Genomic DNA, 10,449 nt, shown 5'->3' with positions numbered 1-10,449 from the left:
CGCGTCCGCGCGGTGGGCGAGTTGCTGGCGAACCAGGTTCGTATCGGCTTGGTCCGTATGGAGCGTACCGTTCGCGAGCGGATGAACTTCCAGGAAGAAGATCAGCTAACGCCGCAGAATCTGGTCAATCCGAAGCCGGTGAGCGCCGTCATCAAGGACTTCTTTGGGCGCAGCCAGTTGAGCCATTTCATGGACCAGATCAACCCGCTGGCCGAATTGACCCACAAGCGCCGGTTGAGCGCCTTGGGTCCTGGCGGTTTGAGCCGCGATCGGGCCGGGTTCGAAGTGCGCGACGTGCACGCGACCCACTACGGCCGTATCTGCCCCATCGAAACGCCTGAAGGTCCGAACATCGGGTTAATGGCGTCGCTGTCGACTTATGCACGAATCAACGAGTACGGGTTCCTTGAGACGCCATACCTGAAGGCTGAAGGCGGCCGAGTCAGCGATTCGATTGAAATGTTGTCGGCCTACGACGAAGACAACTACATCATCGCGCAGGCGAATGCCGAACTCGATAAACGCCGCCGGTTCGCGAGCGAAACCGTGTTGGCGCGCCACCGGGGCGACTTCCCCGCTGTTGAACCGGCCGCGGTCGATTACATGGACGTTTCGCCGAAGCAGCTCGTTAGTGTGGCTGCCGCGTTGATTCCGTTCCTGGAGCACGACGATGCCAACCGCGCGTTGATGGGCTCGAACATGCAGCGCCAGGCCGTACCGCTGCTGTCCACCGAATCGCCGGTGGTCGGTACGGGGCTTGAAGCGGTGACGGCGAAGAATGCGGGCACCGTGGTGAAAGCGGAGCGCGACGGCATCGTGGAGTATGTGGACAGCGAAGTGATTCGCGTGCGCCACGTCAAGAAGGGCCGCGAGCAGGATGAGAATCCGTTCCGCGCGGAAGAAGACGAATACAAGCTGAAGAAGTTCATCCGCAGCAACCAGAACACCTGCATCAACCAGAAGCCCATCGTGAACAAGGGCGACAAGGTGAAGGCGGGCGACATTATCGCCGACGGTCCCGCGACGGCGGGCGGCGAGTTGGCGCTGGGCCGCAACGTTCTCGTGGCCTTCGTGCCGTGGGAAGGGTACAACTTCGAAGACGCTATTTTGCTGAGCGAAGACTTGGTGAAGGGCGACGTGTTCACGTCGATTCACATTCAAGTGTTCGACCTGGAAGCGCGCGACACGAAGCTTGGGCCGGAAGAAATCACGCGCGACATTCCGAACGTCGGTGAAGACGCGCTGAAGAACCTTGACGAGTCCGGTATTGTGCGCGTCGGGGCGAAGGTGAAGCACGGAGACATTCTGGTCGGTAAAGTGACGCCCAAGGGCGAAACGGAACTTGCGCCGGAAGAGAAACTGCTGCGCGCCATCTTCGGTGAAAAGGCCGAAGACGTTCGCGACGCTTCGCTGACGGTGCCGCCCGGTGTCGAAGGCGTGGTGGTCGACGTGAAAGTGTCGAGCCGCCGCGACAAAGGCACGGATGGCGGTTCCAAGAGCGCACTGACCGCGCAGGTCAACAAGATCAAGCGTGAGTATCAAGACAAGATCGACGCGATTCGCGAGACCTTCGTGAACCTCGTGAAAGACGATCTCATCGGTATGAAGATTCTCGAAGACGTTGTCGATCACAAGACCGACGAACTCGTACTCGAGAAGAACAAGCGCGTCAAGGTATCGCACCTTGAGAAGGCCGATTACGGCGTGTTGGCGCGGATGCGCGTGGAAGACAAGCGCATTCAGCAGAAGCTGACGCGCCTTGTGAACATGGCCGCGATGGAAGAAGCCAAGCTGGTTGCGTTCCGCGACAGCGAACTCGACATGCTCCGCAAGGGCGACGAGTTGCCGCCGGGCGTGATCAAGCAGGTGAAGGTATACGTTGCGACGAAGCGTCGCATGTCCGTAGGCGACAAGATGGCCGGACGCCATGGAAACAAGGGTGTCGTGGCGAAGATCATGCCGGTAGAAGACATGCCGTATCTGCCGGATGGTTCGCCGGTTCAGATTATTCTGAATCCGCTCGGCGTGCCCTCGCGAATGAACGTCGGTCAGATTCTGGAGACGCACCTCGGTTGGGCCGCGCAAGCGCTTGGCATGAAGGTCGCCACGCCGGTGTTCAACGGAGCGAAAGAAGAAGACATCCGCGCGTACCTGAAGAAGGCCGGCTTGCCGGAGAGCGGCAAGATCCGGTTGCGCGATGGGCGCACGGGCCGCGAATTCGATCAAGACGTGACCGTGGGCGCGATCTACATGATGAAGTTGAACCACTTGGTGGACGACAAGATCCACGCGCGCGCCATCGGGCCGTATTCGCTCGTGACGCAGCAGCCGCTGGGCGGCAAGGCCCAGTTCGGTGGACAGCGGTTCGGTGAAATGGAAGTGTGGGCGCTGCAGGCTTACGGGTCCGCGTACACGCTGCAAGAACTGCTGACCATCAAATCAGACGATATCCAAGGCCGCACGAAGGCGTACGAAGCCATCGTGAAAGGCGATAAGGACGTTGAACCCGGCAGGCCGGAATCGTTCAACGTTCTCGTTCGAGAGATGCAGAGTCTTTGCCTCGACATGACGAAGTTGTTGCGCGTCGAGAACACCGGCGAAGACGACGAAGAAGAAGAACCTTTGGAGGGTTAGAGCATTGGCCAAGTACGTTCAAACGACGGGTGATCGATTCGACGCCATTCAGATCCGCCTCGCCTCTCCAGAGGACATCCTCAAGTGGTCGCGAGGTGAAGTAAAGAAGCCCGAGACGATCAATTACCGCACGTTCAAGCCGGAAAAAGACGGCTTGTTCTGCGAGCGCATCTTCGGTCCGGTGAAGGACTGGGAATGCGCCTGCGGCAAATACAAGAAGGTCAAGCACCGGGGCATCGTGTGCGATCGTTGCGGTGTGGAAGTGACGGAATCGAAAGTGCGCCGCGAACGCATGGGCTGCATCAAGCTCGCGGTTCCGGTAACGCACATTTGGTTCTTCAAGACCACCCCGAGCTGCATCGGCAACCTGCTCGATCTCTCTATTCGCGTGCTTGAGCGCATCATCTACTTCGAGAACTACGTCGTCATCGATCCGGGTGACACGAGCCTCGACAAGATGCAGATCCTGACGGAAGACGAGTATCAGGATGCGCGCGAACAGTGGAGCGATCGTTTCACGGCCAAGATGGGCGCGGAAGCGATCAAGACACTCCTCGAAGAAATCGACATCGAGCAGTTGAGCGCCGATCTGCATACGCAAGTCAGTTCGACGACGAGCATGCAGGCGCGCGCGAAGGCCATCAAGCGGTTGAAGGTTGTCGAAGCCATTCGCAAATCAGGCAACTCGCCGGCGTGGATGGTGCTCGACGTGGTGCCGGTCATTCCGCCCGACCTTCGCCCGCTCGTTCCGCTGGAAGGCGGCCGCTACGCGACGAGCGATCTCAACGATCTGTATCGCCGCGTAATCAACCGCAACAACCGTCTCAAGCGCCTCATCGAGCTTCGCGCGCCGGAAGTCATTCTGCGCAACGAAAAGCGCATGCTGCAGGAAGCGGTCGATGCGTTGTTCGACAACGGGCGTCACGGACGCACGGTATTGGGCGCGGGCAATCGCCCCCTGAAATCGCTGAGCGACATGCTCAAGGGCAAGCAGGGCCGATTCCGCCAGAACCTGCTCGGTAAGCGCGTCGACTATTCGGGCCGCTCCGTAATCGTTGTCGGTCCGGAACTTCGGCTGCACCAGTGCGGTCTTCCCAAGAAGATGGCATTGGAGTTGTTCGAACCGTTCATCATTCGCGAGCTGAAGGAGCGCAACATCGCTTCCACGATCAAGGCCGCGAAACGCATCATCGCGCAGGGACGTGAAGAAGTCTGGGACATCCTTGAGAATTGCATCAAGGATCACCCGGTCATGCTGAACCGCGCGCCGACGCTGCACCGCCTGGGTATTCAGGCGTTCGAGCCGGTGCTGATCGAAGGCAAGGCCATCCGCATCCATCCGCTTGTATGCGCGGCGTTTAACGCCGACTTCGACGGTGACCAGATGGCCGTGCACGTACCGCTGATGCCGGCCGCGCAACTTGAAGCGCGCCTGCTGATGCTGTCGTCGACGAACATTTTCTCGCCGTCGAACGGACGCCCGATCGTCACGCCCAGCCAGGACATCGTGTTGGGTATCTCGTATATGACCCGCATGCGCAAGGGCGCGAAGGGCGAATGGAAGCCCGAGTGGACCGGCAAGAACGGCGAGCTGCTCCAACCGGGCCGTGTGTATCCGAGCACGGCGGCTGTGGTGCTTGCGTACGAAATGGGCCGCGTCGACCTGCATGCCCGCATCAAAGTGCACAACGACGGCGAAGTCGTCGATACCACCGTCGGCCGCGTGATACTCAAGGAAGGACTTCTTCCCGAGATTACGCTGAAAGACGTGAACCGCGAACAGGATAAGAACTCCATCGGCGACGTGATTGCCGATGCGTATCTGCGTCTTGGTCACAGCCGCACGGTCGACTTGCTTGACGCTCTCAAGAAGGTTGGGTTCAAGCACGCGACGCTTGCGGGGATCTCGATTGGCGTCTGCGACATGGTCGTGCCGAAAGAGAAGAAGGACCTTATCGACGCGGCGCGCAAAGAAGTTGGGCGCATCGACGACATGTACCAGAACGGTCTGATTACCGAAGGCGAGCGTTCGAACAAGGTGATCGACCAGTGGACGACGACGACCGAAGCGGTGTCGTCCGCCATGCTCAGGGCCATGGAAGAAAACGAGCAGGGCTTCACGGGTATCTACCTGATGCTGACATCGGGCGCTCGCGGTACGAAGCAGCAGATTCGTCAGTTGGCGGCCATGCGCGGCCTGATGGCGAAGCCCTCGGGCGATATTATCGAATCGCCGATTATCTCGAACTTCCGCGAAGGGCTGACGGTGCTCGAGTACTTCATCTCGTCGCACGGCGCGCGTAAAGGTTTGGCCGATACGGCGCTCAAGACCGCGGACGCGGGTTATCTCACGCGCCGTCTGGTCGACGTAGCGCAAGACGTGGTGATCGAAGAAGAAGACTGCGGAACGCTCAGCGGTATCTGGGTCGAAGCGCTCATGGACGGCACGGACATCGTGCAGCCGCTTGAAGAACGCATCGTTGGCCGGTACGCGCTCGACGACATCACCGTGCCGGGCGAGAGCGAACCGATTGTCCGCGCGAACGAAGAGATCACCGAAGAGAAAGCAAAGAAGGTCGTGGAGAAGGGCTTGCCCGGCGCTCGGATTCGTTCCGTGTTGACGTGCCAGTCGCGCCGCGGCGTGTGTCAGTTCTGCTATGGCCGCAACCTCGCGAGCGGAAAGCTCGTGGAGCTTGGCGAAGCCGTGGGTATCATCGCCGCGCAGTCCATCGGCGAACCCGGTACGCAGCTCACGATGCGCACGTTCCACATCGGTGGCGCGGCGAGCCGTCAGGTTGAAGCCAGCGAAATTAAAATCATCGACGTTGGCACCATCGAGTTCCGCAACGTGCGTACCGCGATCAACCGCGACGGTAAGCGCGTTGTCACGAACCGAGGCGGTGAAATCGCAATCGTCGACGTCGAAGGGCGCGAGATTCAGCGGTATGCGGTTCCTCCCGGTGGCGTCCTCTACGCCGACGATGGTCAGAAATCGCGCAAGGGTCAGGTGTTGTACACTTGGGATCCGTACAACGTGATGATCATCGCCGAAGCGACCGGTACGGTTCACTTGGAAGGCATGGTCGAAGGCGTGACGATGCGTCGCGACATCAACCCCGAAACGGGTGTGGAAGAGCGCGTTATCACCGAGCACAAGCAGGATCTTCACCCGCAGATTACGCTGCTGGGCAAGCAGGGCGAAGTCATCGCATACGCCACGGTGCCCGCGCAGACGCACGTACTTGTTAACAACGGCGACAAGGTTCAGGCCGGCGACCTTCTTGCGAAGACGCCGCGTCAGTTCAGCAAGACGAAAGACATCACGGGCGGTCTTCCGCGTGTGGCCGAGCTGTTCGAAGCGCGGCAGCCGAAAGACCCGGCCGTCATCAGCCACATCGACGGTATGGTCGAATTGGGCGGCACGACGAAGGGTAACCGCAAGGTCAAGATTGTCCCGCCGATCGGTAAGGAACGCGAATACGCGATTCCGCCCGGCAAACATCTGAACGTGCAAGCGGGCGACCGCGTATACGCCGGTCAGCGCCTCACGGACGGCCCTGTCATTCCGCAAGACATTTTGGAAGTGCAGGGCGAAGACGCGTTGCGCAAGTACCTGCTCGACGAAATTCAGCAGGTGTACCGCTTACAGGGTGTACGAACAAACGACAAGCATATTGAAGTAATCGTGCGGCAGATGCTTCGTAAAGTCCGCATCAAAGACGATCCGGGCGACACCGCGTTCCTGGCTCACGAGGAAGTCGACAAGATTCGCTTCCAGGAAGAGAACGAGCGCGTGCGTAACCGCGGAGGCCGTCCGGCCGAAGCAGAGCCCGTATTGCAGGGTATTACGAAGGCGGCGTTGAGCACGGAAAGTTTCATCGCAGCGGCGTCGTTCCAACAGACGACTCGTGTGCTGACCGAGGCGGCGTTGTCGGGCAAACGCGATTACCTGCGTGGTCTGAAAGAGAACGTGATCATTGGGCACCTGATTCCGGCAGGAACGGGCAGCAGGCATTACCAGAATACGCATGTGAATCTGGCAGAAGATCTTATGCAGGATATCGCGGAGCATTTCGAGGTGGGTCCTGCGTTGGAAGAAATGGAATAGGAGGCAGTTGCATACGGAAAAGCAGCGGGCGGCAAAGAAATGATCACGAAATGCTTGACTTCGCTGCGTTCCTGTGCTAAGCTAATCAGCCGTTGTCTTTTAGGGGAGAGTTGTGTCTTTTCTCTTGGCTAGAGTGTAAGGAGTAGAATTTTGCCAACCATAAACCAGTTGGTTCGGAACGCGCGGCAAAAGCGGACGAGCAAGACGAAATCGCCCGCATTGCTGCAATGCCCGCAGGCTTCCGGTACCTGTACGCGCGTGTTTACGATGACGCCCAAGAAGCCCAATTCGGCGCTTCGAAAAGTGGCTCGTGTTCGCTTGAAGAACGGGATCGAAGTAACGGCGTATATCCCCGGAATCGGACACAACCTCCAAGAGCACTCCCAGGTGATGATACGCGGGGGTCGTGTAAAAGACCTCCCCGGCGTGCGCTACCACCTGATCCGTGGCGTTCTCGACGCGACCGGCGATATCGGCGGCACGGCGAGTGTCAAGGAAGAGGGCGGCAAGCAGGTCCATGCTGGACGTTGGGTGAGCCGGTCCAAGTATGGCGTGAAGAAACCCAAGGCCGGCGTGGCGGCAAAGCCCGCAGGCAAGAAATAGAGGAGCGGTAAGCGATGCCACGACGTCGGGAAGTGCCGAAGCGCCAGCCGCTGCCGGATCCGAAATTTAAGAACATCATTCTGACCAAGTTCATCAATACGGTGATGGTAAGCGGAAAGAAGAGTATTGCGGAGTCCATCGTGTATGGCGCACTGGATATCGTCCACAAGCGCATGCCGAAGGAAGATTCCGTGAAGATTTTTGAAACGGCCATTGAGAACGCGAAGCCGTTGTTGCAGGTGAAGTCGCGGCGAGTTGGCGGCGCAACCTATCAGGTTCCCGTTGAGATTCCCGCGGCCACGCGCACCGCGTTGGCGTTCCGGTGGATTATTGAGTTTTCGCGTAAGCGCGGCGAAAAGACGATGGCCGAGCGGTTGGCGGGCGAGTTGCTCGACTGCTACAACCGTCAAGGCAACACGATCAAACGTCGCGAAGATACGCATCGTATGGCAGAGGCCAACAAAGCCTTCGCACATCTGCGGTTCTAGGGCCGAAGCGGAGGCCGGTAGGTCTCAGGTCTCGTTACCCAGCAGCCAAAGAGCGACTGGCCGCAACGTACTCGTGCAAGCCTCGAGGACGTTCGGCTGGCACTGAGAGTAGTAGCGGGTCTGCGCCACTCCCCTTTGGGAGGCGCGCGGGCCGACGTGTCTGAGAAAGGCCCTATCGTCATGTGGACGGTAGGGGAGAGCGACTCGGAGAAACATGAGCGTAACGACAGGATAGCGAGCCGGCGGCAGCACCGCTCGGCTAAAAAAGGCAGCGCATGCCACATTAGTCGAGGCGGCGCCGGAGATTTGAGTGTGAATTCCGTGGGACAACGTAGATACGAATTAGCCAACACGCGCAATATCGGCATCATGGCGCACATCGATGCCGGTAAAACGACCGTGACTGAGCGGATTCTTTATTATTCGGGCCGTTTGCACAAGGTCGGCGAAGTGCATGAAGGCACCGCCACGATGGACTATATGGATCAGGAGCGCGAGCGCGGAATCACGATTACGTCCGCCGCGACAGCCTGCGAATGGAAAAATCACCGGGTCAACATCATCGATACTCCCGGCCACGTGGATTTCACGGCGGAAGTAGAACGCAGCCTGCGTGTCCTTGACGGCGCGGTCGCGGTGTTCTGCGCCGTTGCCGGTGTGCAGCCCCAGTCAGAAACCGTTTGGCGCCAGGCCGACAAGTACGGCGTACCCCGCGTTGCTTTCATCAACAAGATGGACCGTGTGGGTGCGGATTATGCCCGCGCCGTACAGACCATGCGCGACCGGCTTGGAGCGCGCGCGATACCCATCCAACTGCCGATTGGGCAGGAAGATGCCTACTGCGGCAACATCGATTTGGTCGCTCAGAAGGCGATCTATTTCGAGGGCGACGGAACAGCCGCCACGAAACTCGTCGAGAAACCGATTCCGGCCGACATGCTGGAAGCGGTTCACGCAGCTCGCCATGATTTGATTGCCGTCGCGGCCGAATGCGACGAAATGTTGATGGAGAAATACATCCTCGAAGAAGAAATCGGCGAGGAGGAATTGTGCGCGGCGATTCGCAAGGGGACCATTCACGGCCATTTCTGCCCGGTCCTTTGCGGCACCGCCCTTCGTAACAAAGGCGTCCGCCTGCTCTTGGATGCCGTAGTTGCCTACCTCCCCTCCCCCATCGACGTCGCCGCTGTAGTCGGCAAGAACCCGCAGAACGATTCCCAGGAAATCGCCCGCAAGCCTAGCGACGATGAGCCGTTTGCCGGGTTGGCCTTCAAAATTCTGACCGATCCCCATGTGGGCCGGTTGACCTTCGTTCGCGTGTATTCCGGCATCGTGAAGTCTGGCGACATGGTGTTGAACGTGCGCACGGGCCGCAAAGAACGCCTCGGCCGGCTTCTTGAGATGCACGCCGACCAGCGCATCGATTTGTCGGAACTCCGGGCGGGCGATATCGGCGCCGTTATCGGTGCAAAGAACACGACGACCGGCGACACGCTGTGCGATCCTAAAGACCCCGTCGCGCTCATGGCCGTGACCTTCCCGGAACCGGTGGTTCACATTGCCATCGAGCCCAAGACGAAGGCTGACCAGGACAAGATGTCCGAAGCACTGCACAAGCTCGCTGAAGAAGATCCGACCTTCCGCGTGCGCAGCGACGAGGAAACAGGCCAAACAATCATCGCCGGAATGGGCGAGTTGCACCTTGAGATTATCGTTGACCGGCTACGCCGCGAGTTCAACGTACACGCGAATGTGGGCCGTCCGATGGTGGCCTATCGGGAGAGCATCACGAAACTCGCGGAAGCCCGCGGCAAATTCATCCGCCAGTCTGGTGGACGCGGCCAATACGGCGACGTGGTGCTGCGCATCGAGCCGGCTCCCGGCCAGCACTTTGTATTCGAGAACCTCAGCGTCGGCGGCGTGGTACCGAAGGAATACTTCAATTCCATCGAACGCGGCGCTCGCGAAGCCCTTGAAAGCGGCATCGTGGCGGGTTATCCGATGGTCGACGTGAAGGTGTCGTTGCTGGATGGTTCGTATCACGAGGTTGACTCCTCGGAAATGGCGTTCCAGACGGCGGCATCGATGGGTCTTAAAGCGGCCGTACCCAAGGCCAAGCCCGTGCTTCTGGAACCGGTCATGCGCGTCGAGGTGGTTTGCCCCGACGAGTACACCGGCGAAGTCATGGGCGACTTCAACGGGCGTCGTGGCCGTCTTGATGTGATGGAGCAGGTGGGAACGGCGCGCAAGATTCACGCGTTCGTACCGCTTGCCGAGATGTTCGGGTACGCCAACGACATTCGTTCGCGCACGCAGGGACGTGCATCGCACAGCATGGAATTCGCGCAATACGAAGCAGTTCCGTCGAATATAGCAAATGAGATCATGGAGCGTTCGGGCAGTACGTTTCGGTTTTAGGTAAGGAAGAAAGTGTGAGCGCCGCGGGCTGCCGAATACGGTCCGGGTCGCCCCGCAAGGAGAGACAGAGGCATGGCGAAGGCGAAGTTTGAGCGGACAAAGCCGCACATCAACATTGGCACGATTGGTCACGTCGACCACGGTAAGACGACGCTGACGAGTGCGATCACGAAGATCCTTGCCGAGCAGGGCAAGGCG

6 protein-coding genes are annotated in these 10,449 nt (G+C 59.3%); all 6 read left to right on the top strand.

What is annotated here, in order from left to right:
- Nucleotides 1–2,634, top strand: a 2,634-nt coding sequence (gene rpoB / locus K1Y02_22080) for a DNA-directed RNA polymerase subunit beta (GenBank protein MBX7259067.1), incomplete at its 5' end; no start/stop codon positions are given.
- Nucleotides 2,635–2,638: 4 nt separating this feature from the next.
- Nucleotides 2,639–6,742 (top strand): DNA-directed RNA polymerase subunit beta', encoded by a 4,104-nt coding sequence (gene rpoC / locus K1Y02_22075; protein ID MBX7259066.1) that lies wholly within the window; start codon nt 2,639–2,641, stop codon nt 6,740–6,742.
- Nucleotides 6,743–6,892: 150 nt separating this feature from the next.
- Nucleotides 6,893–7,345: a 30S ribosomal protein S12 gene (rpsL, locus tag K1Y02_22070; protein MBX7259065.1), complete on the top strand. Its 453-nt coding sequence runs from the start codon at nt 6,893–6,895 to the stop codon at nt 7,343–7,345.
- A gap of 14 nt (nt 7,346–7,359) precedes the next feature.
- A complete protein-coding gene (rpsG, locus tag K1Y02_22065) occupies nt 7,360–7,833 on the top strand; it encodes a 30S ribosomal protein S7 (protein MBX7259064.1) in 474 nt (157 codons plus the stop codon).
- 180 nt (nt 7,834–8,013) lie between these two features.
- The gene (fusA, locus tag K1Y02_22060) at nt 8,014–10,251 is read left to right on the top strand and encodes an elongation factor G (protein MBX7259063.1); all 2,238 of its coding nucleotides are present in this window, start codon (nt 8,014–8,016) and stop codon (nt 10,249–10,251) included.
- A 72-nt stretch (nt 10,252–10,323) separates the two neighbouring features.
- On the top strand, nt 10,324–10,449 hold a 126-nt coding region (tuf, locus tag K1Y02_22055; GenBank protein MBX7259062.1), incomplete at its 3' end, for an elongation factor Tu.

The sequence above is a fragment of the Candidatus Hydrogenedentota bacterium genome (assembly GCA_019695095.1).
GTDB lineage: Bacteria > Hydrogenedentota > Hydrogenedentia > Hydrogenedentales > SLHB01 > JAIBAQ01.
This window is presented reverse-complemented; position numbering and strand designations above follow the sequence as displayed.

Bases quoted from the DNA above. Each gene is read 5' to 3' on its own strand.
- rpsG (MBX7259064.1), top strand. From the start codon at position 7,360: ATGCCACGACGTCGGGAAGTGCCGAAGCGCCAGCCGCTGCCGGATCCG.
- fusA (MBX7259063.1), top strand. From the start codon at position 8,014: ATGTGGACGGTAGGGGAGAGCGACTCGGAGAAACATGAGCGTAACGAC.